We start from the raw sequence: 26,911 nt of genomic DNA, 5'->3' as shown, positions 1-26,911 counted from the left end.
GTCGGGCGGACCAATGGAATGTCACAGGCGCGTGGCACACTTGCTGGCGTGAACGGTCTTCTCGTCGGGCGCTCGGCCGAGCTGTCCAAGCTCGTGCGTGTGCTGGAGTCCGCGGCCGACGGCACGGCCGGGGTCGCGCTCGTCGGCGGCGACGCGGGGATCGGCAAGACACGCCTGGTCGGTGAGCTGGTCGCCGAGGCGCGCGAGCGCGGCTTCCACGTCATGGTCGGCCAGTGCGCCGAGCTGGGCGACGCGCTGCCCTACCTGCCGCTGGCCGACGCGCTGCGCGGGGCCGAGCCCGGCGTGCGCGAGGCCGTCGCCGCCCATCCCATGCTGGGCCAGCTCCTGCCGGGCCGGGAGAGCGGGGCGCCGTCGGCCGGGCTCACCCAGCAGCGGCTGTTCGGGTCGCTGCTCGGGCTGCTGGCCGACGTCCAGCCGGTGCTGTTCGTGATCGAAGACCTCCACTGGGCCGACCGTTCCACCCGTGACCTGCTGGTCTTCCTCAGCCGCATGCTCCAGAGCGAGCGCGTCTGCGTGGCCGGCACCTACCGCACCGACGACCTCCACCGCCGCCATCCGCTGCGCGCGGTGCTGGCCGAGCTGAAGCGGCTGCCGTCGGTGACGAACGTGGAACTCGGCCCGCTGGAATCCGGCGAAATGTCGGACTATGTCACCACTTTGGGGCGGGTCGACGCGCAGGAGCTCGGGCTCATCGTCTCGCGCGCCGAAGGCAACCCGTTCTACGCCGAAGAGCTGTTCGCGGCCATGTCCGAGGGCGACAGCCTGCCCGACGGGCTGGCCAGCCTGCTGCTGTCGCGGGTCGAGGTGCTGTCCGAGGCCGGGCAGCGGGTGCTGCGCGCCGCCGCGGTGGCCGGCCGCCGGGTGGAGGACGACCTGCTGCGCGAGGTGGCGGGGCTGCCGCTGGCCGAGTTCGAGGAGGCGGTCAGGGAGATCGTCTCGCGCGGCCTGCTCAAGGTGCAGGGCCACGGCTACGCCTTCCGCCACGCCCTGCTGCAGGAGGCCGTCTACACCGACCTGCTGCCCGGCGAGCGCACGAGGCTCCACGCCGACTTCGCGCGCCTGCTCACCTCGCCCGCCGAGCTGGCCCACCACCACCTCGCCAGCCACGATCTGGCCGGGGCGCTCGCGGCCTCGGCGCAGGCGGGCCGCGAGGCCGAGCGGCTGGGCGCGCCCGCCGAGGCCCACAACCACTACGACCAGGCGCTCGGCCTGTGGGACCGCGTCGAGGGCGCCGCCGGGCTGGCCGGGGAGAGCCGGGTCGTGCTGGCCTTCCGCAGCGCCGTCGCGGCGGCCGACAGCGGCGACAACCACCGGGCGGTCCACCGGCTGCGCGCGCTGCCCTCGACCTCCGAGGTCGAGGAGCGGCTGGCGTACTACCTCTTCGAGACCAACGACCCGCCCGGCGCCATCGCGGCGGCCGAGCGCGCGGTCGAGAGCGCCGAAGACGAGCCGAGCCTCGCCCGTGCCCTCGCCACGCAGGCCCGCACGCTGCTGTGGACGCCGCGTCACCACGAGGTCGAGCCGCTGACCGCGCGCGCCCTGGACACGGCCCGCGCCTGCGGCGCCGTCGACGCCGAGGTGGGCGCGCTGCTCACGCTGGCCAGCTACGTCGAGCAGCGGGGCGACGTCGCCCGCGCCCATTCGCTGGTCGAGAGCGCCTCCGCCCGGGAGACCGGCGATCTGGCGATGGACCTGCGGGCCCGCTTCCACCACGCCCGCATCCACTACGAGCAGGGCCTGCTGGCCCAGGCCGCCGAGGTCGCCGACGACGGCATCAAGCTGGCCGTCCACACCGGCCTCAACTGGAGCACCTACGGCACCGACCTGCGCTTCCTGCGCCTGCTCATCCACTACGTCGCGGGCGAGTGGGACGCCGCGGAGGCGGTGGCGGCCGGGTTCGGCGCGCGGGTGGGCACGTTGTCGGAGGCCATCCTGTCGTCGTTCGCCCTGTTCATCGAGGTGGGGCGGGGGTTGCCCGCGGTCGAGGCGCGGCTGGGGTGGTTGCGCCCGTTCTGGCACGACCCGCTGGCGACGTACATGTCGCGCGGCATGGCCGCCGAGCACGCCCTGTGGAACGGCGACCCGGCCGCCGCGCTCGACCACGCCCACGCGGCCATGGCCACGCTCGACGAGGGCGAGTCCGGCACGCTGCGGCTGGCCGCCGTCAGCCTGTGGGCGATGGCCGAGCTGGGCACCACGGAGGGGGCCGACGACCTGCTGGCCCGCGCCCGGTTCGCCGCGACGAAGGGGCCGACCGGCGACGGCGGCCACCTCGGCCCCGAGGGGCAGGCGTGGGCGCTGCGGGTGGAGGCCGACTGGCATCGCCTCCACGGGCGGCTCGACGTCGCGCTGTGGCGTGAGGTGGTCGCGGCGTTCGACTTCGGCTTCGTCTACGAGGTGGCCAGGGCGCGCTGGCGGCTGGCCGAGGCGCTGCTCGCGGCCGGTGAGCGGGAGGCGGCGCAGGAGGAGTGGGCCCTGGCCAAGGAGGCGGCCGGCCGGCTGCGGGCCGCGCCGCTGGAGGCCGCGCTGCTGGAGTTCGGCAGGCGGGCCCGGTTCGGCGGCGGGCAGGCCGAGGGCGGGCTCACCGCGCGCGAGGTCGAGGTGTTGCGGCTGGTCGCCGAGGGGCTGACCAACAAGGAGATCGCCGGGCGGCTGTTCATCGCGCAGAAGACGGTGAGCGTGCACGTCTCCAACATCCTGGGCAAGCTGGAGGTCTCCACCCGTACCCAGGCGGCCGCCGCCGCCCGCGCGCACGACCTCCTCTGATCCCCGGCTCAGGCTGCCGGGCTTCCTCGCCCGCGCTGCCGGACGGCCGATGGCGGGACAGGCAGGGGTGAGTCCGTACATCTGGGACGCCACGTGCGGCCATTTGGGGCGATGTTTGCGGTTCGCCTCGTAGCGTCCGAGATCGGGACCTCTCACCGGAGAGCGATGGCGGGCCCGGCCGGCGGCTCGCGTCGACCCGTCCTGTCGTGACAGGTCGGCCCGATGCGCCGACCCGTCCTGCCTCGAAAAGGAGCAGTCATGCCCATTCTCGCCACGTCACTGCCCGCCCTGGCCGCCGCCGGGCTGACCGTACTGGCTCCGGCCGTCGTCCCGGGGGCCGCGCACGCCGCGGCCGTGATCTCCTGCACCGTGTCCGGCCAGGCACAGTACATTCCCGGGGCGCAGCGGCTGCTGCACCCTGACCGTTCCGTCAGCCGCCGGGAGCCGTGGAACTGCGTCGACCGCAGCGGCGCGGGCGTCACCGCGGCCCGGCTCAGAGCCAGCTTCAACGGCGTGAACCCGAGCTGCGGCGGACGCACCATCACAAGGGGGCGCCCGTCCGGCGAGGGCAACGCCTTCGACCGCGTGTTCGGCAACCGCGACGCCGAGAACCGCAGCCTGTCCAACCGCATCGTCTACAACCGCGAGGGCCACAGCCTGGCCGACCGCATCATCCACGACCAGGACGAGCGCAACCTGGCCGACCGCATCGTCTACGACCGCGAGCGCTGGGGGCAGTCCGACGGCGTCATCCGCGACCGCGCCGCCGCCGCCGGGACCGCCGCGCCCACGGGCACCGGCACGGTCACCATCGACTGGACCATCAGGGGCACCAGGCAGACCAGCAAGGCCGCCGCGCGTATCGTCGAGATCGTGCACGACACGGCCAAGGTGTCGGGGACGATCCAGTCCGGGCCGTTCAGGGGCAAGACGTTCACCGGCCGGTTCGACACCAGCCTGGTCGGCGGTTCGGGCACGTGCGCCTCGGGCTCGTCCGGCAGCGTGCTGCACGCGGGCTTCAAGGGGCAGTTCAACGTCGGCTGACCCAGCCGCCTCACCGGGCGCGACCGGTGCCTGGCCCGTACGGGCGGCCAGTGCGCCGGTCCCGTCCGGCCGCGCCTCTTGGTAAGTTGTCCTGAGGTGTGCCGGGAAGTCTGGTCGGCGATTCCGTCGTCGATCGTGGAGTTCTCCTTGAAGGCTTTCCCGGGTGGCCCGCCGTGACCGTCACCGCGTGGCTGGCGGTCGCCGTCTTCCTCGTCTCGTACACGCTGATCGCCACCGAGAAGGTGCACCGGGTCGCCGCGGCGCTCGGCGGCGCGGGGATCATGCTGGTGCTGCACGCCACCGACGGCGGCGCGGCCTTCTTCGACGAGCACACCGGCATCGACTGGAACGTCATCTTCCTGCTGCTCGGCATGATGGTCATCGTCGGCGTGCTGAAACAGACGGGCGTCTTCGAGTTCCTGGCCATCTGGGCCGCCAAACGGGCCAGAGGGCGACCGTTCCGGCTCATGGTGCTGCTGATCCTGATCACCGCGGGCGCGTCGGCGCTGCTGGACAACGTGACCACCGTGCTGCTGATCGCGCCGGTGACGTTCCTGGTCTGCGAGCGGCTGGCGCTGCCGGTGGCGCCGTTCCTCATCGCCGAGGCGATGGCGTCCAACATCGGCGGCACCGCCACCCTGGTCGGCGACCCGCCCAACATCATCATCGCCAGCCGCGGCGGGCTGACCTTCAACGACTTCCTCGCGCACCTGGCCCCGCTGATCGTGGTGCTGATCGTGGTCTTCATCGGGCTGTGCCGGGTGATGTTCCGCCGGTCGTTCAGTTACGACCCCGAGCTGGCGGCCGAGATCATGACGCTCGACGAGCGCGAGGCCATCGCCGACCGCAGGCTGCTGTGGCAGTCGCTGACCGTGCTCGCGGTGGTGATGGCGGCCTTCGTGCTGCATCCCGTGCTGCACTACGAGCCGTCGGTGGTGGCGCTGCTCGGCGCGGGCGTGCTGGTGGCGCTCACCAAGGTGACCACCGAGGAGGCGATCGCCGAGGTCGAGTGGCCCACGCTGGTGTTCTTCGCGGGGCTGTTCGTCATGGTCGGGGCGCTGGTGGAGACCGGGGTCATCGCCCAGGTCTCCCAGGCCGCCGCGCAGGCCACGCACGGTCAGCTCGGGCTGACGACGATGGTCCTGCTCTGGGCCTCGGCGGGCCTTTCCGCCATCGTGGACAACATCCCGTACGTGGCCACCATGAGCCCGATCGTCGCCGACCTCGTCCAGGCCAACGGCGGCGAGGGGCCGGCGCAGGTGTTGTGGTGGGCCCTGGCGCTCGGCGCCGACCTCGGCGGCAACGCCACCGCCGTGGGCGCGGCGGCGAACGTGGTCATCCTCGGCATCGCCGCCCGCAACGGCACCCCGATCAGCTTCTGGCAGTTCACGAAGTACGGCCTGATCGTCACGGTGACGACGGTCGCGCTGGCGACGCCGTACCTGTGGCTGCGTTACCTGGTGTGACGCAGGTCATGTCACACCCGGGGGCCGCGAAGGCTCTCAAAGGACATGATGCCTGGAATGACGGACGTTTTCGGCGGCCACAGGGAGCTGCTGTTCTCCATCGTCTACAACATGCTCGGCAGCGTCTCCGACACCGAGGACGTGCTCCAGGACACCTGGCTGGCCTGGTCGTCGAGGAACCCGGACGAGATCGGCAACCCCCGCGCCTACCTGGTGCGCATCGCCGTGAACCAGGCGCTCGCGCACCAGTCGGCGCTGCGCCGCCGCCGCGAGACCTACGTCGGGCCGTGGCTGCCCGAACCGCTGGTCACCGATGCCGACGGGGCGGAGGACGTGGTACGGGGCGAATCGGTGTCGCTGGCCCTGCTGGTGGTGCTGGAGACGCTGACCCCGCTGGAGCGGGCCGTGTTCATCCTGCACGAGGTGTTCGCCTTCCAGCACACCGAGATCGCCGGCATGCTCGGCCGCAGCCCCGCCGCCGTACGCCAGCTCGCGCACCGGGCCCGCGAGCACGTCCAGGCCCGGCGCCCGCGCAACCGGGTGGACGCGCACGTCCAGCAGGAGGTGACCGAGCGGTTCGTGGCCGCGGCGTTCGGCGGCGACCTCGACGCGCTGATGGAGCTGCTGGCGCCGGAGGTGACCCTGTGGGCCGACGGCGGCGGCAAGTCCGTGGTGGGCGGGCCGCGTCCGGTCCGGGGCCGCGACAAGGTGGCCCGGCTGCTCGTCGCGCGCACCGCGCAGCCGATGGAAGGGCTGGACATCCAGTACCGGGAGACCAACGGGGATCCCTCGGCGGTGGTGTTCGTGGAGAACGCGCCGTTCGCCGTCATGGTCGTCGATCTGACCTCCGACGGGTCGCAGGTTCGCGACATCTACACGGTCGCGAACCCCGACAAGCTCTCCCGGGTGCGGAAGGAACCGGGAACGGACCCGTCCTAGCCGACGGCCTCGGGCACCGGGCTCTCGACGGGCGCGGCGGCGGCGCGGGCACGCAGGCCGAACGCGGTCACCAGCACGGCCGCCACCGCGGCGGCCACCGGGACGGCCAGGGCGGTCCGCAGCGAGTCCAGGGTCGGCGCGGCGCCCCCGCCGAGCGCGGCCACGTTCACGGCGGTCACCGCCGACAGGCCGAGCGCGGTGCCGAACTGCATCGCCGTGTAGAGCAGGCCGCCGGCCAGGCCCTGCCGGTCCTCCTCCACGCCCTCGGTCGCGGCCATGGTCAGCGGGCCGTAGGTCAGCGAGAAGGCCAGGCCGAGCAGGAGCATGGTGGGCAGCATGGCGGCGTACGTCCAGTCGGGGCCGACCGGCAGGAACAGCGCGTACGCCAGCGCCGACAGCACGATCCCGCCGAACAGCACGCGGGCGTTGCCGAACCTGTTCACCAGGCGCGGCGTGAGCGTGGGGGCCAGGACGGTGTCGATGCCGATCACCAGCATGGCCAGGCCGGTCTGCAGGGTGCTCCAGCCGCGCACCTCCTGAAGGTAGAGCGTGGCCAGGAACTGGAACCCGGCGAACGAGGCCAGGAACAGCAGCGCGCCCAGGTTGGCCCGGACGAGCGGCCCCGAGCGCAGGATGTCCAGCCGGACCAGCGGGTTGGACGAGCGGCGTTCGATCAGCACGAACAGGGCCAGCAGCAGCAGCCCGGCGGCGAACACAGCGATGGTGGTGCCGGAGCCGTCCGCGGGCGCCTCCAGGCGGACCACGCCGTACACGAGCAGCAACATCGAGCCGGTGATGGTCAGCGCCCCGGCCAGGTCGAACGAGCCCCGCGCCCGTTCGCCGGAGTCCTTGACCAGCGGGACGGCGGCCAGCAGGATCACCGCCGACAGCACCACGGGGGCGAAGAACACCCAGCGCCAGCCGATCGAGGCCAGCAGGCCGCCGGCGACCAGGCCGAGCGAGAAGCCGCCCGCCGCGGTCCCGGCGTACACGCCGAGTGCCTTGGTGCGCTGCGGGCCCTCGGGGAAGTTGCCGGTGACCAGCGCCAGCCCGGCGGGCGCCATGAACGCGGCGGCGACCCCGGTGACGAAGCGGGCGACCAGCAACATCCACCCTTCGGTCGCGAACCCGCCCAGGCCGGAGAAGAGCAGGAACACCGTCAGCCAGGTCAGGAACATGCGGCGGTGGCCGAGCAGGTCGGCGGCCCGGCCGCCCAGCAGCATGAACCCGCCGTAGCCCAGCACGTACGCGCTGACCACGCCGCTGAGCGTGCCGGTGGACAGGCCGAGGTCGGCGCGGATCGACGGCAGCGCCACGTTGAGCATGGCCACGTCGATGCCTTCCAGGAAGACGGCCCCCGCCAGGACGAACAGCGCGCTCCACGCGCGTGCCCCCATGCGGTCGTTCGAGGGAGACGAGGGAGACATGGTGCATTCCTTCCATAATGGTCGGTTCCTTCTTGTAACCAGCAGCATTTTTGGTCACCATGAGGAGCCATGGAAGACGGAACTTCGATGTCCCTCGGTCACTGCGGGGATACCGACTACGACGTGCTGCAATGGGACCAGCGGGAGGACTGCGAGGTCAGGCAGATCCTCGACCGGATCGCCGACAAGTGGTCGCTCCAGGTGATCGCGCTGCTCGACCGGCGCAGCCTGCGCTTCACCGAGCTGCGCCGCATGATCGAGGGCGTGAGCCAGCGCATGCTGACCAGGACCCTGCGTCACCTGGAGCGCGACGGCCTGGTGAGCCGTACCGTCCACCCGACCGTGCCGCCCCGCGTGGACTACGCGCTGACGCCACTCGGCGGCACGCTGCACGCCACCATCCGCGCCCTGGTCACCTGGACCGAGGAGCACCAGGGCGAGATCGCCACGGCCCGCGCCGCCTACGACGTACGGGTGGCGGCCGAGCAGGCGGCGGCGGCCGAGGAGGAGGCCGGGCGGGAGGCTGTCGCGCGCGGCGTGCTCGCGGGCCTGCGCTGACCGACCTGGTGGAGGCGGGCCCGCGAGGACGGGATCAGCGCCGGCCGGCCGCGAACTCCCCGATGGTCACCGGACGACGCCCGCCGACGCGCTCGATGCTCTCGGTGACCCGGTAGAGCGGGTGGTCGCCCGAGCCGATGAAGCGGAAGATCGCCCACAGGTGGGTCAGGTGCTCGACGGCGTACGGGTCGCGGTACACGTCGTGCGCCCGCCGCTCCCACTCCTCGGGCGGCAGGTCCGCGTAGCGCACGCCGAGGGCGTCGGCGGCCTCGGCGGCCGTCGCCATCTGGCCGGTCACCAGGCACACCGGGTCGGCCGGCGCGGGGTCCAGCAGGAGGCCCGCGCCCACTCGCGCCACGTCGGAGGCGGCGACGAGCGGGATCAGCGTGTCCGGCGGGCCCAGCGGGAGGGCCAGCTCGCCGTACGCGTCCGCCACGACGGCCAGGTTCTCGAAGAAGACCGCCGCGCGCAGGTGCACCGCGCCCACCCCCGCCCAGTCGAAGACCTGCTCCGCCAGCCAGTGGCGGCGCATGCGCGGCGTCCCGGCCTCGGGCTGGGCGTCGAGCTGGGAGACCTCGACCACCCGCTCGACGCCCTCCTCCCTGGCCGCCGCCGCGAACGCGCTCGTCGCGTCGAGCAGCCCGGCCGTCACCGGATACGTGAAGTACGCCCGCCGCACCCCGCGCATCGCGGACCGCACGTCCCTGATCTCGCGCAGGTCGCCGACGACGACGTCCGCGCCGAGCTTGCGCAGCTCGCCGGCGCGCTCGTCGTCGGAGTGCACGAAGGCGCGCACGGCCTGGTCGCGCTGGAGAAGCTGCTCGGCGACCTGCCTGCCGGTGCCGCCCTGGGGGCCGCCGGCCGCGCCCGTGACCAGGATCATCGTCCGCTCCTTCCCGGCAGGGTGAGCCTGAGCAGCCCGAGCGCTTCGAGATCGCGTAGGAACGGCTCGGCGGGGAACGCCTCGGCCGGGGCGAAGACGCCGGCCCCCGGCCCCTGCCCGCCGGCCAGCCGCACGGCGGCCTCGACCGAGGCCAGCGCGCTGAGCCGCCACAGGTCGCGGCCGGTGATCCGGCCGGCCGCGCCGCCGTCCGCGGTGACGACCTGGACGGCCACGGTGAACTCCGAGCCCGCCCTGGTCTCCGGGTCGACGGCCTCGCCGGTGAACGCGCCCTCCTCCTCGAAGGTGTGCGCGGTGAGCTGAGCCTCGACCCAGCGGGCCGGCACGTGCCTGGGCACGGTGACGACCTCCGACGACGGGATCGGCGCGATCATCGTGCGCGGGCCGAGCGGCGGTGGGAAGGGGAAGACGGCGTTGCGCGGCTCGACGTACCCGACGTGCTGGGCGCCGTCGCTGAAGGTGATGCGGCGGGTGTCGGCGAACAGCAGCTCGGCGGTCTGCCGTGCGCCGGTGGTCAGCCGCCAGCCGGACACGGCGTACGCGCTGGTCACCCGGTCGATGCCGGTCAGTCCGGCGGACACGGCCGCGGCCAGCAGGTCGCCCATGCCGCCGTAGAAGCTCATGGCCGTGATCATCGTGATGCCCGCGGCCGCGGCGGGCGCGGACATGGTGTCGAACATCCATTTGGTGTGGTGCTGCTCAAGGGCGTGGTCGACGTAGTGGCAGCCGGACGCCGCCGCGGCGCGGGCCACGGGCTGACCGGTGTCGGTGAAGGGCCCGGCGCAGTGGACCAGCACGCCGGCCTCGGCGGTGAGGGCCCGCAGGGCGTCGGTGTCGTCGAGCGGGGCCTCGTGCACGCGGGCTCCGCCGAGCTCGTCGGAGACGGCCTTGAGTCTGGCGGCGTCGCGGCCGGCCAGGATCACCTCCAGGCCGCGGGCGCGTAATTCCGTCGCCACCAGGCGTCCGGTATGACCACTCGCTCCGTAGACGGCGATGGGTTCTGAGGACACGATCGGCCTCCATGTTCCATACTTCTGGTACGTGATTCGAACATACGTACTAGGAGTATGGAAGTCAATGAGCCGCCGTACCCAGGCAGAACGCACGGACGAGACGACGGCGCGGCTGGTGGGCGCCGCGCGCCGGCTCTTCGGCGAGAACGGTTACGCCGACACCTCGATCGACGCCGTCGCCGCCCGCGCGGGGGTGACCAAGGGGGCCGCGTACCACCACTTCGGGGGCAAGCCGGCGCTGTTCCGGGCGGCGTTCACCGGCGAGCTGGCCGAGGTCGCGGCGGCCCTGGAGCACGCCGGCGCCCAGGAGGACGACCCGCTGGCGGCGCTGCGCCGGGGCCTGCGCACCTTCCTGGAGCACTGCCTCGACCCGGGCTTCCGGCAGATCGTGCTGCTCGACGCGCCCTCGGTGCTGGGCTGGGAGACCGCCCGCGAGATCGAGTACGACCACCTGCTGCGCGTCCTGCTCGGCGGCCTGCGCAGGGCCGCCGAGAGCGGGCGGATCGAGGGCGGGAACGTGCCCGCCCGCGCGCAGCTCGTGTTCGGCGCGGTCTGCGAGGGCGGCATGCTGCTGGCCCGCTCCGCCGACCCGGACGCCGACCTGCCGCTGATCGCCGCCGAGCTGGACCGGCTGCTGTCGGCGCTGCGGCCGTCAGTGGCGGGTTGAGTGGCGGGGGGCGTGGGGCGGCGCGTGGCCCGGCGCCGCCGGGGTGGTCGCGGGGCCGGCCGAACCGGCGGGGGCCTGGCTCGCGTTCTGCTTCACGGGCACGAACACGCGCACGGGCCCGGCGTCGCGGAAGGTGAAGGTCATGGGCACCGAGGTGCCGCGTACGCCGGTGACCGTGCCGAGCGGCTGGTCGTTGACGCCCACGGGCTCGCCGGGCCGGATTTCGGCGGCGGCGGCGCCGGAGAGCTGCACCGAGCCGCCGCCGTCGACGGTGACCTGCTGGAGCTGGTCGGGCTTGTGGCCGTCGTTGATCAGCACGGCGTAGAGTGCCTGCTCGGCGGCGGGCGAGGACGGGGTGGCCGCTTGGCCGGCAGCGGCCCGGAGGTGGGCGTTGCGCACGTGCAGGACGCCCTTGGCGTCGGCGTTCCCGCCGTCGTTCTGCGGCAGGTGCTGGCCCGTGTCGTATCCGGCGTTCGTGCAGCCCGTGACGCCCAGGGCCAGGATCGCGGCACAGATGATGGGACGCTTCACGACGCCCTCCCCGTTCGATACTCGACGTCACCGTTCCGTTACCCGCGATGATGGAGGCGAACCCCTTGGGAAAATGCCGATTTTCCTACCGGAAGTGTGGGAGAATGGAGTATGGGCTTGGACCGGACCCGCTCGCCGAGTGAGCGCGCCGAGACTCCGCTGACCGCCGCGATCATGGCGGGCCGCTGGATCCGCACCGCCGCCGTCGACGACGGCAGAGGCCGCCACTGGCGTGCCAACCCCGACCCCCGCGGCAGGTCGGCCGCCGCCGGCGACTCCGCCTCCCTGTACGCGGGCGCGGCCGGCATCGTGCTGTTCTTCCTGGAACTGGCCGCCGCCACCGGCCACGAGGCGTACCTGGACGACGCCCGCAGAGGCGCCCGCTACCTGGCCGCCACCTGGCGCGAACGCGCGGACCTGACCCTCTACCACGGCCTGACCGGCACGCTCGTCGCGCTCGTCGAGGCCGGCTGGGCCTTCGGCGACGGCGTCTTCGAGGAGGAGGCCGTCGCGGTGGCCGACACGATCGTCCGCGCCGCCCGCCCGCTGGACGGCGGCCCCGGCTGGACGCGCGAGCCCGCCCAGCGCGGCGACGGCGGGATCGTGCTCGGGCTGCTCCAGGCCGCCGCCGCGCTCGGCGTGCGCGGCTACGAGGAGACGGCGGTGGCGGCGGGCGAGCGCATCGCCGGGCTCGCCGTGCCCGGTCATCGTTTCGGCGACTGCGCCGACCTGCCGCTCGACGCCGTCACCCCGGGCTTCCTGTCCGGCACGGCGGGCACCGCCTTCCTGCTGGCCAGGCTCTACGGCGTCACGGGCGAGCGGCGTTTCCTGGAGGCGGCCGCCCGCGGTGCGGGCTTCGTGCGCGAGGTGAGCGCGGTGGCGGGCAGGTGCGCCGTCGTCCCGCACCACGTGCCGCAGGGGCGCGAGCTGCACTACCTGGGCTTCTGCTCGGGCTCGGCGGGCGTCGCGCGGATGTTCTACGAGCTGTACCGGGTCACCGGCGACCCCGGCCACCTCGACTGGGTCGAACGGCTCGCGCACGGCGTCGTCGAGAGTGGCGCCCCCCTCCGGCAGACCGACGGCTTCTGGAACGTGGCCTGCCAGTGTTGCGGCGCGGCCGGGCTGCTCGAACTGTTCGTCGGCCTGTGGGCGGCGACCGGCGACGAAGCCCGCCTCGCGCAGGCCCAGGTGCTCGCCGGGCACCTCATCGGGCGTGGCGACAACCACGACGGCCAGGGGTTCCGCTGGTACCAGGCGTACCGGCGGCTGCGGCCGGGCGAGGTGAGCGCGGACACCGGGTACATGGTCGGCGCGGCCGGCATCGGGGCCGCCCTGCTCCACCTCGACGCCGCCATGCAGCCCCGGCAGGCGCGCCGGGTCATCCTGCTGCCGGACAACCCCTTCCCGGCGATCCCGGTGCCGCCCGCCAAACTTCGCGATTCATCCCAATAAGGTATTCCCTTTAAAACCAGTAGGGAATATTGACTTGAGGCTCGCGGCGGCCTAGCGTCGTTGGCATGAGCCAGGGCACTCTCCTGACCAGGCGCCCGCACGTGGACTTCGGCCACGTCGCCAGCGCCCAGTGTCGTTGATCACGGACCAGCAGCCGCCCGCCTTCCCCTGAGCGCTCCAGCGTGGCCGACGCCGTCCACGCCTCCGCTGACGAACCCCTCCGTGCCCCCTTCCCGGCGCTCCCGGCCCGGCCGCCGGGAGCGGCGTGAGCACGCCCTCTCTCCCGTGAGGAGCCTTTCCGTGATCGCAATCAGACCCGTCCGCCCGTACCGAGCGGAGGCCGGCGCATGACCGACACCCTGCCCGACCAGCAGGCCGTCGGCGCCGACGTGTTCCGCCAGGCGCTCGCCGTGCACGCCAGCGGAGTGGTGGTGATCACCGCGCAGAGCGAGGGCATCCCCGTGGGGCTCACCGCCACCTCGTTCTCCTCGGTCAGCCTCGACCCGCCGCTCGTCTCCTTCTACGTGGACCAGTCCTCCACCACCTGGCCGTGGTTGCAGGGGGCCGACCACTTCGCGGTCAACATCCTGGCCAGCGACCAGGCCGAGCTGGCGGCGCGGTTCGCGCGCAAGGGGGTGGACAGGTTCGCCGCGCCCACGCGGTGGCGGGCGGGGCCGCTGGGCGCGCCGCTGCTCCAGGACGTCTCCGCCCACCTGATCTGCCTGCCGTACGAGACCGTCGAGGTCGGCGACCACGTGCTGGTCGTCGGCCTGGTGGCCGAGGCGGCCACGCACAGCGCCGGCCGTCCGCTGCTCTACCACCAGGGCCGGTTCGGCCGCTTCCTACCCCACCAGGAGAACCTGTGACCGCCACCACCGGCACACCGGTCTACGCCGGCCCGCTCGACCGGATCGCCTACGGCCGCTACGGCCCCGGCCGCCTGCACCTGTCGGCCGGCTGGGACCGCCCGGTCTACCCCTTCCAGGACCGCGTCACCGCCGACGGGACCAGCGGCTACCGCGCCGAGCCCGGCCGCTACCACCTCTACGCCGCCTGGACCTGCCCCTACGCCCAGCGCGTCGCGATCGTCCGCAAGCTCAAGCGCCTGGAGGACGTCGTCTCGCTGTCGTACGTGGACGACGAGCGCGACGGCCGGGGCTGGGCCTTCAGGGAGCGCAGGGGGCCCGACCCGGTCAACGGGTTCGCCTTCCTGGAGCAGGCCTACGACGCCACCGAGAAGGGCTACCCGGGCCACATCTCGGTGCCCGTGCTCTGGGACAGGGCGCGGCGCAGGATCGTCAGCAACAACTTCCCCGACATCACGATCGACCTGGCCACCCAGTTCGAGAAGTGGGCCGACACCTCGGTCGACCTCTACCCCGAGCACCTGCGCGCCGAGATCGACAAGCTGAACGCGTGGATCTACCACGACGTCAACACCGGCGTCACCCGGGTGGCCCCCGCCGGCACCGAGGCCGCCCGCGAGGACGAGCGCCACCGCGTCGTCTCGGCCCTGGAACGCCTGGACGAACGCCTGGCCGAGCGCCGTTTCCTGACCGGCGACACGATCACCGAGGCCGACGTGCGGCTGTGGGTGACGCTGGCCAGGTTCGACGCGCTGCACAACCGCGAGCACCTCATCAGCGAGCGCGAGCTGCCCGACTTCGAGCACCTCTGGGGCTACGCCCGCGACCTCTACCAGCGCCCGGCGTTCGGCGAGACCATCGAGGGCCTGCCCGCCGCCTGGGACACGCCGCACGGGCGGGGCCGGTGACGCGCAGGAGGCAGGTGCACCTCGCCGCGCACTTCCCCGGCGTGAACAACACCACCGTGTGGTCCGACCCGCGATCGGGGAGCCAGATCGACTTCGCCTCGTTCGTCCACCTCGCCAGGACGGCCGAGCGCGGCACGTTCGACTTCTTCTTCCTGGCCGAGGGGTTGCGGCTGCGCGAGCTCAAGGGCCGCATCCACGACCTGGACGTGGCCGGCAGACCCGAGGCGCTGACCGTGCTCAGCGCCCCGGCCGCCGTGACCTCGCGGCTCGGGCTCGCGGGCACGGTCAACGCCACCTTCAACGAGCCGTACGAGCTGGCCAGGCGGCTGTCCACGCTCGACCACCTGAGCGAGGGCCGGGCCGCCTGGAACGTGGTGACCACCTCCGACGCCTTCACCGGCGAGAACTTCCGCCGCGGCGGCTTCCTCGACCCCGCCGACCGGTACCGGCGGGCCGAGGAGTTCGTCCGGTTGTCGCGCGAGTTGTGGAACTCCTGGCAGCCGGACGCCGTGCTCGCCGACCAGGGCACGGGCCGCTTCCTGCGGGAGGGCGCGATCGGCACGGTCAGCCACCGGGGCAGGCACTTCACCGTCGAGGGCCGGTTCACGCTGCCGCGCTCCCCGCAGGGACACCCGGTGATCATCCAGGCCGGCGACTCCGACGACGGCCGCGAGTTCGCCGCCGCCCACGCCGACGTGGTGTTCACCCCGCACGGCGGGCTGGAGGACGGCAGACGCTTCTACGCCGACGTCAAGTCGCGCCTGGCCCGGTACGGCCGCGAGCCCCACCAGCTCAAGATCATGCCCGGCGTGACGTTCGCGCTGGGCGACACCGACGAGGAGGCCGCCGAGAACGCGGCCAGGATCCGGCGGCAGCAGGTCGGGCCGCAGACCGCGATCGCGTTCCTGGAGCAGGTGTGGGGGCGGGACATGTCGGCCCACGACCCCGATGGACCGTTCCCCGACGTCGAGCCGGACCTGTCGCGAGGCGTCTCCCAGGGACGGGTGCCGATCAAGGACCGCGCCGAGGTGGCGGCCAAATGGCGGGCGCTGGCCGCGGAGAAGGGACTGAGCATCCGCGAGCTGGTGATCGAGGTCACCGGGCGGCAGACGTTCGTCGGCACCCCCGAGGGCGTGGCCCGGCAGATGGACGAGCACGTGCAGGCCGGCGCGGCCGACGGCTTCATCCTCGTCCCGCACCTGACCCCCGGCGGGCTGGACGAGTTCGTCGACCGGGTGGTGCCGGCGCTGCGCGAACGCGGCGTCTTCCGCGCCGAGTACACCGGGACCACCCTGCGCGAGCACCTGGAGCTGTCATGACGCTGCACCTGGCCGTGGCGCTGGACGGCGCCGGCTGGCACCCCGCCGCCTGGCGCGCGGCCCCCGCCCCGCGGCTCTTCTCGGCCGGCCACTGGGCGGGGCTGGTCGCCGAGGCCGAGCGCGGGCTGCTCGACTTCGTCACCATCGAGGACGCCCTGGGCCTGCAGTCCACCCGGCCCGACGGCCCCGACGACCGCACCGACCAGGTACGCGGCCGGTTCGACGCGGTGCTGCTGGCGGCCCGGCTGGCGCCGCTGACCACCCGGATCGGCCTGGTGCCGACGGCCACCATCACGCACACCGAGCCGTTCCACGTGGCCATCGGCATCGCCACCCTCGACCACGTCAGCGGCGGCCGGGCCGGCTGGCGGCCGCAGGTCTCGGCGCGGGCGAGCGAGGCGGCCCACTTCGGCCGCCGCCGGTTCGCCCCGCTCGACCTGGTGCTGAACCGGCCCGGCGGGGTGGACCTGTCGGCAGACCCGCACGTCCGCGCCCTGTTCGCCGAGGCCGCCGACGCCGTGGAGGTGGCCCGGCGGCTCTGGGACAGCTGGGAGGACGACGCCGAGATCAGGGACGTGGCCACCGGCCGGTTCGTCGACCGCGGCAAACTCCACCACATCGACTTCGAGGGCGGCTTCTTCTCGGTGCGGGGGCCGTCCATCACGCCCAGGTCGCCGCAGGGGCAGCCGGTGGTGGCCGCGCTGGCCCACGCGCGGCTGCCGTACGAGTTCGCGGCGGGCGGCGCCGACGTCGTCTTCGTCACGCCGCACTCGGCCGAGCACGCGCGGGAGATCGTCGAGGAGCTCCGGGGGCTCTCCGGCCACCTGCGGATCTTCGCCGACCTGCTCGTCTTCCTGGGCCCGGACGCGGCCCGGCGCAAGGCGCGGCTCGACGAGCTGGACGGTGCCGAACTGACCTCCGACGCGGCGATCTTCGCCGGCGGCGTGGGGGAGCTGGCCGGCCTGCTGCTGGAGTGGCGGCGGGCCGGGATCGAGGGCTTCCGGCTGCGGCCGGGGGCGGTGCCGTACGACCTGGAGCGGATCAGCCGGGAGCTGACGGCCGAGCTGCGCGGGCGCGGGGCCTTCAGGAGCGGGTACGAGGCCCGGACGTTACGCGGGCTGCTCGGCCTGCCGCGCCCGGCGAGCAGGTACGCGGAGGTGTCATGAAATTTCTGGGCATCACATTGATCGTCCACAGCGACGGCCGGTCACCCACGGAACGATTCCGCGAGGTCGTCGAGAACGCCGTGCTCTTCGAGGAACTGGGCTTCGACGGCTACGGCGTGGGTGAGCGGCACGAGCGGCCCTTCATCTCCTCCTCGCCCCCGGTCGTGCTCAGCCACATCGCCGCCAGGACGTCCAGGATCAGGCTGTTCACCGCGGTCACCACGCTGAGCCTGCTCGACCCGGTCCGCGCCTACGAGGACTACGCCACGCTCGACCACCTGTCCGGCGGCCGGCTCGAACTGATCGTCGGCAAGGGCAACGGCGCGGCGCAGGCCAGGCTCTTCCACGTCACCGCCGCGGACCAGTGGGAGCGCAACCGCGAGTCGTACGAGCTGTTCCGCCGCCTGTGGCGGGAGGACCGGGTCACCTGGCAGGGCCGCTTCCGCCCCGCGCTGACCGGCGCCGAGACCTGGCCGCGCCCGCTGCAACGGCCGATCAGGGTCTGGCACGGCAGCGCGACCAGCAAGGAGTCGGTCGAGCTGGCCGCCCGGCACGGCGACCCGCTGTTCTCGGCCAACGTCACCAACCCCATCGAGCCCTACGCCGAGCTGATCGACCACTACCGCGAACGCTGGGCGCACCACGGCCACGACCCCGCCGACGCCCTGGTCGGGGCGGGCAGCGCGGGCTACTACGCGGCCCGCACCTCGCAGCGGGCCATCGCCGAATACCGGCCGATCTTCCAGGCCCGCCTGGAGACGTTCCGGCGGGCCGGCGTGCAGCCGGTCTTCCCCACCCTGGAGGACGCCATCGAGCGCGGCTCGATCCTGGTCGGCAGCCCGCAGCAGATCATCGACAAGGTGCTGCGCTACCACAAGCGGTTCGGGCACGAGGTCATGCACCTGCCCGCCGACGCCGACGGCCTGACGCCGGGGCAGCACCGGGAGACGCTGGAGCTGTTCCAGGCCGAGATCGCGCCGGCGCTGCGCGCGGAGATCCCCAGCCGCCCGTTCCCGAGGAGCGCGTCATGAGCCTGTCCATCCTCGACCTGGCCCCCATCAGCTCGGGCGGCACCGCGGGCCAGGCGTTACGCGACACGATCGAGCTCGCCCGCCGCGCGGAGCAGCTCGGCTACGCCCGCTACTGGCTGGCCGAGCACCACTTCGCCCCGGGCGTGGCCGGCTCGGCCCCCGCCGTGCTGATCGGCCTGGTGGCGGCGGCCACCTCGACGATCAGGGTCGGCTCGGGAGCCGTGCAGCTCGGCCACCGGACGCCGGTGTCCGTGGTCGAGGAGTTCGGGATCATCGATGCGCTGCATCCGGGCCGGCTCGATCTGGGGATCGGGCGCTCGGGGCGGCGCGGGGCCGAGCCGGCTCCCGCACGTCCCGCGAGCAAGGAGGCCAGGGTGGTGGACGGGCTGCTCATTCCGCCGCCCTTCGACTGGTCGCGGCTGGCCAGGATCCCCCGCCTGGCCTTCCAGGCCGGCCTGCTCCAGCAGCCCGGAGCGGTGACGCCCGACTTCGCCGACCAGATCGACGAGGTGCTGGCCCTGCTCGACGGGACCCACGAGGCGCACGTGACGCCCGGCGAGGGGGCCGACGTGCAGGTGTGGATCCTGGGCAGCAGCGGCGGGCAGAGCGCCCGGGTCGCGGGGGAGCGCGGGTTGCCGTTCGCGGCGAACTACCACGTCAGCCCCTCCAGTGTGCTGGAGGCCGTGGAGGCGTACCGCGAGGCGTTCAAGCCGTCGGACGAGCTGGCCGAGCCGTACGTGATCGTGTCGGCCGACGCGGTGGTGGCCGAGGACGAGGCCAGGGCGCGCGAGCTGGCCTCGCCGTACGGGTTGTGGGTGCGCAGCATCAGGACGGGGGCGGGCGCGATGCCGTACCCGACGCCGCGGGAGGCGGCCCGGCACGTCTGGTCCGAGGCCGACCGCGAGCTGGTCAAGGACAGGATCGACACCCGGTTCGTCGGCACGCCGCAGGCCGTGGCCGAGCGGCTGCGCGTGCTGCGCCGGGTCACCGGGGCCGACGAGCTGCTGGTCACCACCATCACCCACGACCCCGCCGACCGCGTGCGCTCCTACGAACTGCTCGCCGAAGCCTGGGCGCGCCCGTGACCCGGAAACGCCTCTGACGCTCGGACCGAAACCCCTGGTGGTTTCGGTCGCGCGCATGCTGTAGCCTTTTCCTACTTTTTAGGTATGTTTTGTCTGAAAGGCAGTACCCCCATGTCCTCATCCAGCCTGCGCACCGCAGCCGTCATGCTCGCCGTCGTTGGGCTCCTCGGCGCCTGTGGTGGTCAAGGGGGTGCTGCCGGCGCGGCGCCGTCCAGCGGTCAGCCGGTCTACGGCGGCACGCTGACCTATCTGGAGCACCAGCCGCCCACCTGCCTCTACCTGCCGGCCGCCGGCTTCTATCCCAACGGCGGCATCCTCCACCAGATCACCGACAAGCTGACCTGGCAGAACCCGCAGACCCTGGAGATCGAGCCCTGGATCGCCACCAAGTGGGAGGTGAACGACGACGCCACCGAATACACCTTCCACCTGCGCCAGGGCGTGACCTTCAGCGACGGCAGCCCGCTCGACGCCGCCGCCGTCGCCGCCAACTTCGACGTGTACGGCCTCGGGAACACCGAGCTCAAGCTGCCGGTCGCCGAGTTCGTCAACAACTACGAGCGCAGCGAGGTCGTCGACCCGCTGACCGTGAAGTTCCACTTCAAGAAGCCCTCTCCCGGCTTCCTCCAGGGCACCTCGGTCATCGGGGCCGGGCTGGTGTCGAAGAAGACCATCGCGCTGCCGTACGAGCAGCAGTGCCAGCTGAAGAACATCGTCGGCTCGGGCCCCTTCACGCTGAAGAAGCAGATCGTCGACAAGGAGGTGGACCTGGCCGCGCGCAAGGACTACGACTGGGCGCCGCCGTCGTCGAAGCACCAGGGGCGGGCGTACCTGGACGAGATCAAGATCATCGTGACGCCCGAGGACAACGTCCGGGTCGGCGCGCTGACCTCCGGCCAGGCCGACTTCGTGCGCTACGTCCAGGCGTACGACGAGAAGACCGTCAAGGACGCCGGCTTCCAGATCTACGCCGAGCCGACCAGGGGCGTGAACAACGGCCTGTACCTGCGGCCGTCCAACAGCATCCTGAAGGACCTCGACGTGCGCAAGGCGCTGCAGGCGGGCACCGACGTCAAGGAGGTCGTCGACACCCTGTTCACCGCGAGCTACCCGCGGGCGACCTCCGTGCTCAGCCACCTCGCCCAGGGCTACCTCGACCTGTCCAAGGACCTGGCCTACGACCCCGCCAGGGCGAACCAGCTGCTCGACAAGGCCGGCTGGACCAAGGGCGCCGACGGCGTGCGCGAGAAGGACGGCGTCAAGCTGCGGCTGGGCGTCTTCGTCGCCGGCCCGCAGCCGCTGTCCAAGCAGACGCTCGAACTCGTCGGCCAGCAGTGGGCCAAGCTCGGCGTGCAGTTGGAGATCCGCCCCGCCGACGCCGGCACCCAGGCCGTGGACATCAAGGACGCCGAGAAGACCGCCGTCGCGCACAGCATGGTCGGCCGCGCCGACCAGGACGTCATCAAGAGCCACTTCCACAGCCAGAACCGCGACGTCATCCTGTCCAAGGACAAGAAGCTCGACACCCTGCTGGAGGAGGAGTCCGCCGAGCCCGACAACGCCAAGCGCAACGCCAAGGTCGCCGAGATCCAGCGGTACGTGATCGAGCAGGGCTACGCCATCCCCCTCTTCGAGGAGCCCCAGGTGTACGGCGGCGCGCCGTACGTCAAGGGCGTGGCCTTCGAGGCGGTCGCCCGGCCGTGGTTCTACTCGGCCTGGAAGTCCCAGCAATGACCAGGTATCTCCTGACGCGGGCCGGGCAGGCGGTGCTCGTGCTCTGGGCCGCCTTCACCGCGAGCTACGTGCTGCTGCAACTGCTGCCCGGCGACTCGATCCTGATCAAGTTCCAGAACCCCGAGCTCGGCCTGTCGCCGCAGCAGATCGCCGACATCCGGGCGTACTACAGCGGCGGCTCGCCGATCGGCGAGTACCTGCGCACCCTGACCGGATTCCTGACCGGCGGCTTCGGCTACTCGATCGACACCGGCACCCCGGTGGTCGAGCGCCTGGGCGAGGCGTTGCCCGAGACGGCCCGGCTGGCCTCGGCGGCGTTCGCGCTGGCGGTGCTGCTCGCCGTGGTGATCGCGTTCGTGGCGAGCTACAGCAGGACGTCGTGGCTGCGCGGGGCGCTGCTGTCGGTGCCGTCGCTGTTCATCTCGGTCCCGGCGTTCTGGCTGGGGATCCTGCTGATCCAGGTCTTCTCCTTCCGGCTGCGGCTGGTGCCGGTCATCGGGGGCGGCGAGCTGCAGCAACTCGTCCTGCCGGTGCTGACGCTGGCCGTGCCGATCTCGGCGCCCATCGCGCAGGTGCTGGCGCGCGGCATCGACCAGGTGTACGCGCAGCCGTTCGTGCCGGTGATCGCGGCCAAGGGCGCCACCCGCTGGTGGATCCTGTGGCGGCACGTGGCGCGCAACGCCGTCCTGCCGACGCTGACCGTGGCGGGCCTGACGTTCGGCGAGCTGATCGCGGGCTCGGTCGTGACGGAGACCGTCTTCGGCCGCAACGGCATCGGCCGGCTCACCGAGCAGGCCGTGACCGCCCAGGACACGCCGGTGATGCTGGCCGTCGTGGTGCTCGCCGCGGCGGTGTTCGTCCTGGTCAACTTGGTGGTGGACGTGTTGTTCCCGGTGCTCGACCCGCGGCTGAAGGCGGCGTCGTGAGGGCGGGCCTGATCCTGTCCTGGACGGTGATCGCCGTGGCGCTGCTGTGGGCGGTCGTCCCGGGGCTGTTCACCGGGTACGACCCGATCGCCGGCGTGCCGGTCGAGAAGCTCCAGTCGCCGAGCGGGCAGCACCTGTTCGGCACCGACGCCGTCGGCCGTGACGTGTTCGCGCGGGTGGTGCACGGGTCCGTGCACTCGTTGTCGGGGGCGTTCGTCGCCGTCGCGGTCGGCCTGCTGCTCGGCACGCTGCTCGGGCTGCTGGCCGGCTCGCTCGGCGGGGTGCCCGACGCCGCCGTCATGCGGGTCGTCGACGTGCTGCTGTCGGTCCCCGGCCTGCTCCTGGCCCTGGTCGTGATCATCCTGCTCGGCCCTGGGACGGTGAACGTGGCCGTCGCGGTCGGCGTCGGCTCGGTCGCCGCGTTCGCCCGGCTGTCGCGCTCCGAGGTCGTCCGGGTGCGCCGCACCGACTACGTCGAGGCCGCGTTCGGCAGCGGCGGCCGGCTCACCGCCGTGTTGTGGCGGCACGTGCTGCCCAACTCCCTCGGCCCCGTCGTCGCGCTGGCCGCCCTGCAGTTCGGCGTGGCCATCCTGGCGATCTCGACGCTCGGCTTCCTCGGCTACGGCGCCGAGCCGCCGACCCCCGAGTGGGGCCTGCTCATCGCCGAGGGCCGCAACTACCTGGCCACGTCCTGGTGGCTGACTACGCTGCCCGGGGCCGTGGTGGTCGCGGTCGTGCTCGCCGCCGGCCGGATCAGCCGGTCCATCGCCAAGGAGTCCTCGTGAGCCTGCTCGACGTCCGCGACCTCGCGGTCTCCTACGACGGCCGTCCGGCGGTCCACGGCGTCTCCTTCACCGTCGAGCCGGGCGAGGTGGTCGCGGTCGTCGGCGAGTCGGGGTCCGGCAAGACCACGACCGCGCACTCGATCATCGGCCTGCTGCCGCGCAACGCCTCGCTCGACCGCGGCAGCGTCCTGCTGGGGGAGAACGACCTGGCGACGTGGTCGCCGCGGCGGATGGAGTCCGTGCGCGGGGCCCAGATCGGGCTGGTCCCGCAGGACCCGTCCAACTCGCTCGACCCGGTCAAGACGGTCGGGGCGCAGATCGCCGAGGTGCTGCGCATCCACAAGCGCGGCGACCGGGCCGCCGTCCGGCGCCGGGTCGTCGAACTGCTCACCCGCGTCGGCCTGCCCGACCCCGAGACGCGGGCCCGCCAGTACCCGCACGAGCTGTCCGGCGGCATGCGCCAGCGTGTGCTGATCGCCATCGCCGTCGCGCTCGAACCCCGGCTGATCATCGCCGACGAGCCCACCAGCGCCCTGGACGTCACCGTGCAGCGGCGCATCCTGGACCTCATCGACGACCTGCGCGCCGAGTTCGGCACCGCCGTGCTGCTGGTCACCCACGACCTCGGCGTGGCCGCGAGCCGCTCGGACCGGCTGGTCGTCATGAAGGACGGCCGCGTCGAGGAACAGGGCCCGACCAGGGGCGTCCTGGCGGCGCCCGGCGCGGACTACACCCGCAGGCTGCTGCACGACGCCCCCGCGCTGTCGGCCCGCCCCTTCCGCGAGCCGGTGGCGGCCGAGCCCGCGATCGTGGTGCGCGACCTGGTCAAGGAGTTCCGGTCGGGGCGGCGGGCGTTCCGGGCCGTGGACGGCGTCTCGTTCGAGGTGCCGCGCGGCACCACGCACGCGCTCGTCGGGGAGTCGGGGTCCGGCAAGACCACCACCGCGCGCATGGTGGTGCGCTTCGCCGAGCCCACGTCGGGCACGGTCACCGTCGCCGGGGCCCCCGACGGCCGCGGCTTCCGCCGTCACGTCCAGCTCGTCCACCAGAACCCGTACGGGTCGCTCGACCCCCGGCAGGCGGTCGCCGACATCGTGGAGGAGCCGTTGCGCAACTTCCGGCTCGGTGACCGGGCCGCCCGCCGGGCCCGCGTCGCGGAGCTCCTCGACCAGGTGGCGCTGCCCGCGGACGTGTCGTCGCGCAGGCCGCGCGAGCTGTCGGGCGGGCAGCGGCAGCGGGTGGCCATCGCCCGCGCGCTGGCCGCCGGACCGGAGGTGCTGGTGCTCGACGAGGCCGTCTCGGCGCTCGACGTCACGGTCCAGGCGCAGATCCTCGACCTGCTGGGACAGCTCCAGCGCGACCTCGGCCTGACCTACCTCTTCATCTCGCACGACCTGGCGGTGGTGCGGCAGATCTCGCACACCGTCTCGGTCATGAACAAAGGACGCATCGTGGAATCAGGATCCACCCGGCGGGTCTTCACCGACCCGGCCGACGACTACACCCGCGAGCTGCTCGCCGCCATCCCGGAGCCGGTGCGATGAGGCTCGGCTTCTTCACCCGGGTCCTGGACGAGGCGCCCCCGGCGGAGCGCTACCGGCTGGCCGCCGAGCAGATCGCGCACGCCGAGTCGCTCGGGTTCGACACCGCCTGGGTGGCCCAGCACCACTTCGACGGCGAGGAGGGCGGGCTGCCCGCGCCGCTGGTGTTCCTCGCCCATGTGGCGGCCCGTACCAGCCGCATCCGGCTCGGCACCGGCATCATCACGCTGCCGCTGGAGCACCCGGTGCGGGTGGCCGAGGACGCCGCCGTGCTCGACCTGCTCACCGGCGGGCGGCTGGAGATCGGGGTCGGCAGCGGCGGGACGCCGTCGTCGTTCGGCCCGTTCGGGCACGACAGCGGCGACCGCGCCGCCCTGTACGCCGAGCACCTGTCGATCCTGCTCAGGGCCTGGTCGGGGGAGGACCTGGGCGGCGGCAACCGGCTCTACCCGCCCGCGCCCCGGCTGCCCGGCGCGATCTGGGAGGCGACGTTCTCGGCCTCCGGAGGAGCGCGCGCCGGACGGGCGGGCAACGGGCTCATGCTCTCGCGCACGCAGCCCCGACCCGCCGACGACCCGCAGGCGACGCTGGCCGACCTGCAACGGCCGATCGTGGACGCCTACTACGAGAACCTGCCCGCGGGCGTCGTCCCGCGCATCGTGGCCTCGCGGACCGCGTTCGTGGCCGACAGCCGCGCCGAGGCGCTGCGCTGGGCCGAGCGGGGGCTCGGGCGCGGCCGGCTGCCGTGGGAGCTGCCCGGCGGCGACCTCGACAGCCGCATCGCCGCCTTCGACGTGCACGTGGGCACCCCGCAGGACGTCATCGACAGCCTGCGCGCCGATCCGACCCTCGAACGGGTCACCGACCTGGTCTTCCAGGTGCACTCGGTGGACCCGCCGCACCCGCTGATCCTGCGTTCGACCGAGTTGCTGGCGACCGAGGTCGCACCCGCGCTCGGCTGGCTCCCCTCCACCGAAATGAGCTCCACATGATCAACGACGTCATCGACCACCTGGCCGGGATAAGACCGGGCTCCCGCCTCGACAAGCTGCGCGACCTGCGGCCGGCCGCCCGCGAGCACGCCCAGCGCGGCTTCGACGCGCTCTTCACCCCCGACGAGGAGGGCGAGGTCACGCTCGTCGAACGCGACACCGTCGCGGCCTTCGTGGCCGGGCTGCACCGCGACGCCGTCGTCGCCGGCTTCTACGCCGACCGGCTCGCCGAGCTGGCCCCCGGCCTGCTGAAGGCCGTCGAGACCGAGGTCGAGGCGGGCGCCACCACCGGCCCGTACGGGGTCTACCCCGCGCCGCTGGCCGCCGAGAGCGACGAGGGCCTGCGCTACCGGGTACGCAATCCGGACCAGCTGGGCGTCCGGCTCACCGCCGCGTTCGAGCACGCGCACCTGCTGGTGTTCCGGCCCCGCGAGGCGAGCGGGCAGGCCCTGGAGGCGCTGGCCGCGGCGGGCTGGAGCCCGACGGGCGTGGTGACGTTGTCGCAGCTCGTCGCCTTCCTCGCCTTCCAGGTCCGGGTGGTCGGCGGGTTGCGGCTGCTCAACGCGGAGGTGGCGGCGTGAGCACCGGCTTCACCCAGGAACAGCTGGGCTGGCGGCCCTGGCTGCCGCCGCTCGCGCCGGAGGAGCTGACCGAGGCCCACCACGAGGCGCTGGTGGACCGGGCGCGGGCGTCGTCGCCGTACTTCCTGCTGCTGGCCCGCGACCCCGAGATCCTGCACGCGCGCACCAAGACCGACAACGACATCTTCTACAACGCCGACGGCGGGCTGCCGCGCGCCGAGCGCGAGCTGGCCGCGACCGCGACCTCGCGGCGCAACGGCTGCGTGTTCTGCGCGTCGGTGCACGCCCGCTTCGCCGCCCACCACTCCAAGCGCCCGCAGGACGTGCAGCGCCTGCTCGACGAGGGGGTGGACGCGCCGCAGGACGGCACCTGGCGGGCGGTCGTCGACGCCTCGGTCGCGCTGGCCGCCACGCCCGTGGAGTTCGGGCCCGAGCACATCGCGGCGCTGCGCGCGGCCGGGCTGGACGACCTGGCGATCAGCGACACCATCCACGCCGCCGCCTTCTTCAACTGGGCGAACCGGCTCATGCTCTCACTCGGCGAACCGGAGGACCACCGATGACCGACCGTCACCTCGACCACCTTGTGTATGCCGTTCCCGACCTGCTCGCGGGGGTCGAGGACTTCGCCGCGCGCACCGGCGTGCGGCCCGTCCGGGGCGGCAGCCATCCCGGGGGCACCGCGAACCACCTGGTGCGCTTCGGGCCGACCGCGTACCTGGAGATCATCGGGCCGGACCCGGAGTCGGAGGTGCGGCCGAGGGCGTTCGGGCTGGCGACGCTGACCGAGCCGCGCCTGGCCGCCTGGGCCGTGCATCCGCAGGACCTGGACAAGACCGTGGAGCTGGCCCGCGAGCGTGGCTACGACCCCGGCGACGTGCAACCGCTGTCCCGGCGCACCCCGTCCGGCGAGCTGCTGGAGTGGCGGCTCACCCGGCGCGAGGACCCGGCGGCGATCCGGCCGGTGCCCTTCCTCATCGACTGGGGGACGACCACCCACCCGGCCGCCACGGACCTGCCGCTGCTCGGCCTGGTCTCCTTCGCCGCCGTCCATCCCGACCCCGCCGCGCTCCGCCGCGACCTGGCCGCCCTCGACGTGACGCTCGACGTCACCGAGGGGCCCGAGCCCGCCCTGCGGGCCGTCATCGACACCCCGCTCGGCCACGTGACCCTGAGCTGAACCCCGTTCGAG

Annotated in this window: 25 protein-coding genes; 21 read left to right on the top strand and 4 right to left on the bottom strand. The window is 73.1% G+C overall.

Annotated features, from left to right (window positions below; all coding sequences use genetic code 11):
- Positions 1 to 48 precede the first annotated feature (48 nt).
- The 4 genes from ACNF49_RS51005 (at position 49) to sigJ (ending at position 6,236) form a co-directional block, all read left to right on the top strand.
- A complete protein-coding gene (locus ACNF49_RS51005) occupies positions 49 to 2,787 on the top strand; it encodes a helix-turn-helix transcriptional regulator (protein WP_482942177.1) in 2,739 nt (912 codons plus the stop codon).
- Between the two features lie 258 nt (positions 2,788 to 3,045).
- Complete coding sequence (locus tag ACNF49_RS51000) at positions 3,046 to 3,831, top strand: hypothetical protein (protein ID WP_482942176.1); 786 nt, start codon at positions 3,046 to 3,048, stop codon at positions 3,829 to 3,831.
- A gap of 173 nt (positions 3,832 to 4,004) precedes the next feature.
- Positions 4,005 to 5,297 carry an ArsB/NhaD family transporter gene (locus ACNF49_RS50995; protein WP_482942175.1) on the top strand — a complete coding sequence of 431 codons (1,293 nt, stop codon included), beginning with the start codon at positions 4,005 to 4,007 and terminating at the stop codon, positions 5,295 to 5,297.
- 57 nt (positions 5,298 to 5,354) lie between these two features.
- On the top strand, positions 5,355 to 6,236 hold the full coding sequence (gene sigJ, locus ACNF49_RS50990; RefSeq protein ID WP_482942174.1) for an RNA polymerase sigma factor SigJ: 882 nt from the start codon (positions 5,355 to 5,357) through the stop codon (positions 6,234 to 6,236).
- On the opposite strand, the gene ACNF49_RS50985 is transcribed toward sigJ, so the two are convergent.
- Positions 6,233 to 7,663, bottom strand: a complete 1,431-nt coding sequence (locus tag ACNF49_RS50985; RefSeq protein WP_357970530.1) for an MFS transporter — start codon at positions 7,661 to 7,663, stop codon at positions 6,233 to 6,235. The genes sigJ and ACNF49_RS50985 overlap by 4 nt on opposite strands.
- Positions 7,664 to 7,732: 69 nt before the next feature.
- On the opposite strand from ACNF49_RS50985, the gene ACNF49_RS50980 reads away from it, so the two are divergent.
- Positions 7,733 to 8,221 (top strand): winged helix-turn-helix transcriptional regulator, encoded by a 489-nt coding sequence (locus ACNF49_RS50980; RefSeq protein ID WP_357970534.1) that lies wholly within the window; start codon positions 7,733 to 7,735, stop codon positions 8,219 to 8,221.
- 34 nt (positions 8,222 to 8,255) lie between these two features.
- Here ACNF49_RS50980 and ACNF49_RS50975 read toward each other — a convergent pair whose 3' ends face one another.
- Together ACNF49_RS50975 and ACNF49_RS50970 are read right to left on the bottom strand one after the other, a co-directional pair.
- Positions 8,256 to 9,104, bottom strand: a complete 849-nt coding sequence (locus ACNF49_RS50975; protein ID WP_482942173.1) for an NAD(P)H-binding protein — start codon at positions 9,102 to 9,104, stop codon at positions 8,256 to 8,258.
- On the bottom strand, positions 9,101 to 10,132 hold the full coding sequence (locus ACNF49_RS50970) for a saccharopine dehydrogenase NADP-binding domain-containing protein (RefSeq protein ID WP_482942172.1): 1,032 nt from the start codon (positions 10,130 to 10,132) through the stop codon (positions 9,101 to 9,103). The genes ACNF49_RS50975 and ACNF49_RS50970 overlap by 4 nt, the downstream gene beginning before the upstream one ends.
- A gap of 67 nt (positions 10,133 to 10,199) precedes the next feature.
- On the opposite strand from ACNF49_RS50970, the gene ACNF49_RS50965 reads away from it, so the two are divergent.
- Positions 10,200 to 10,802, top strand: coding sequence for a TetR/AcrR family transcriptional regulator (locus tag ACNF49_RS50965; protein WP_482942171.1), 603 nt, complete (start codon positions 10,200 to 10,202; stop codon positions 10,800 to 10,802).
- Here the strand turns inward: ACNF49_RS50965 and ACNF49_RS50960 are convergent.
- Positions 10,788 to 11,333 (bottom strand): copper chaperone PCu(A)C, encoded by a 546-nt coding sequence (locus ACNF49_RS50960; RefSeq protein ID WP_482942170.1) that lies wholly within the window; start codon positions 11,331 to 11,333, stop codon positions 10,788 to 10,790. The two genes, ACNF49_RS50965 and ACNF49_RS50960, sit on opposite strands and share 15 nt — an antisense overlap.
- Before the next feature lie 111 nt (positions 11,334 to 11,444).
- On the opposite strand from ACNF49_RS50960, the gene ACNF49_RS50955 reads away from it, so the two are divergent.
- From ACNF49_RS50955 to ACNF49_RS50885, 15 genes are all read left to right on the top strand, one after another.
- Positions 11,445 to 12,785, top strand: coding sequence for a lanthionine synthetase LanC family protein (locus ACNF49_RS50955; RefSeq protein ID WP_482942169.1), 1,341 nt, complete (start codon positions 11,445 to 11,447; stop codon positions 12,783 to 12,785).
- Between the two features lie 347 nt (positions 12,786 to 13,132).
- On the top strand, positions 13,133 to 13,651 hold the full coding sequence (locus ACNF49_RS50950) for a flavin reductase family protein (RefSeq protein ID WP_357970548.1): 519 nt from the start codon (positions 13,133 to 13,135) through the stop codon (positions 13,649 to 13,651).
- Positions 13,648 to 14,559: a glutathione S-transferase C-terminal domain-containing protein gene (locus ACNF49_RS50945; RefSeq protein ID WP_482942168.1), complete on the top strand. Its 912-nt coding sequence runs from the start codon at positions 13,648 to 13,650 to the stop codon at positions 14,557 to 14,559. The genes ACNF49_RS50950 and ACNF49_RS50945 overlap by 4 nt, the downstream gene beginning before the upstream one ends.
- Positions 14,556 to 15,878 (top strand): NtaA/DmoA family FMN-dependent monooxygenase, encoded by a 1,323-nt coding sequence (locus tag ACNF49_RS50940; RefSeq protein ID WP_482942167.1) that lies wholly within the window; start codon positions 14,556 to 14,558, stop codon positions 15,876 to 15,878. The genes ACNF49_RS50945 and ACNF49_RS50940 overlap by 4 nt, the downstream gene beginning before the upstream one ends.
- Positions 15,875 to 17,044 carry an LLM class flavin-dependent oxidoreductase gene (locus ACNF49_RS50935; protein WP_482942166.1) on the top strand — a complete coding sequence of 390 codons (1,170 nt, stop codon included), beginning with the start codon at positions 15,875 to 15,877 and terminating at the stop codon, positions 17,042 to 17,044. Before ACNF49_RS50940 ends, ACNF49_RS50935 begins: the two co-directional genes overlap by 4 nt.
- On the top strand, positions 17,041 to 18,075 hold the full coding sequence (locus ACNF49_RS50930) for an LLM class flavin-dependent oxidoreductase (RefSeq protein ID WP_482942165.1): 1,035 nt from the start codon (positions 17,041 to 17,043) through the stop codon (positions 18,073 to 18,075). The genes ACNF49_RS50935 and ACNF49_RS50930 overlap by 4 nt, the downstream gene beginning before the upstream one ends.
- Positions 18,072 to 19,160 (top strand): LLM class flavin-dependent oxidoreductase, encoded by a 1,089-nt coding sequence (locus tag ACNF49_RS50925; protein ID WP_357970560.1) that lies wholly within the window; start codon positions 18,072 to 18,074, stop codon positions 19,158 to 19,160. Before ACNF49_RS50930 ends, ACNF49_RS50925 begins: the two co-directional genes overlap by 4 nt.
- A gap of 144 nt (positions 19,161 to 19,304) precedes the next feature.
- Positions 19,305 to 20,894: a TIGR04028 family ABC transporter substrate-binding protein gene (locus tag ACNF49_RS50920; RefSeq protein WP_482942164.1), complete on the top strand. Its 1,590-nt coding sequence runs from the start codon at positions 19,305 to 19,307 to the stop codon at positions 20,892 to 20,894.
- Positions 20,891 to 21,820, top strand: coding sequence for an ABC transporter permease (locus ACNF49_RS50915; RefSeq protein WP_357970566.1), 930 nt, complete (start codon positions 20,891 to 20,893; stop codon positions 21,818 to 21,820). The genes ACNF49_RS50920 and ACNF49_RS50915 overlap by 4 nt, the downstream gene beginning before the upstream one ends.
- Positions 21,817 to 22,605, top strand: a complete 789-nt coding sequence (locus ACNF49_RS50910) for an ABC transporter permease (protein ID WP_482942163.1) — start codon at positions 21,817 to 21,819, stop codon at positions 22,603 to 22,605. The genes ACNF49_RS50915 and ACNF49_RS50910 overlap by 4 nt, the downstream gene beginning before the upstream one ends.
- Positions 22,602 to 24,149, top strand: coding sequence for a dipeptide ABC transporter ATP-binding protein (locus ACNF49_RS50905; protein WP_482942162.1), 1,548 nt, complete (start codon positions 22,602 to 22,604; stop codon positions 24,147 to 24,149). The genes ACNF49_RS50910 and ACNF49_RS50905 overlap by 4 nt, the downstream gene beginning before the upstream one ends.
- Complete coding sequence (locus tag ACNF49_RS50900; RefSeq protein WP_357970573.1) at positions 24,146 to 25,138, top strand: putative FMN-dependent luciferase-like monooxygenase; 993 nt, start codon at positions 24,146 to 24,148, stop codon at positions 25,136 to 25,138. The genes ACNF49_RS50905 and ACNF49_RS50900 overlap by 4 nt, the downstream gene beginning before the upstream one ends.
- Positions 25,135 to 25,719: a CMD domain protein gene (locus ACNF49_RS50895; RefSeq protein ID WP_357970575.1), complete on the top strand. Its 585-nt coding sequence runs from the start codon at positions 25,135 to 25,137 to the stop codon at positions 25,717 to 25,719. Before ACNF49_RS50900 ends, ACNF49_RS50895 begins: the two co-directional genes overlap by 4 nt.
- Positions 25,716 to 26,282: an alkylhydroperoxidase domain protein gene (locus tag ACNF49_RS50890; protein WP_357970576.1), complete on the top strand. Its 567-nt coding sequence runs from the start codon at positions 25,716 to 25,718 to the stop codon at positions 26,280 to 26,282. Before ACNF49_RS50895 ends, ACNF49_RS50890 begins: the two co-directional genes overlap by 4 nt.
- A complete protein-coding gene (locus ACNF49_RS50885) occupies positions 26,279 to 26,899 on the top strand; it encodes a VOC family protein (RefSeq protein WP_482942161.1) in 621 nt (206 codons plus the stop codon). The genes ACNF49_RS50890 and ACNF49_RS50885 overlap by 4 nt, the downstream gene beginning before the upstream one ends.
- Positions 26,900 to 26,911 lie beyond the last annotated feature (12 nt).

This window comes from Actinomadura sp. ATCC 39365 (assembly GCF_054392275.1).
Note: the sequence above shows the minus strand (reverse complement) of the source record. Positions and strands in the feature narration are given on the sequence as shown.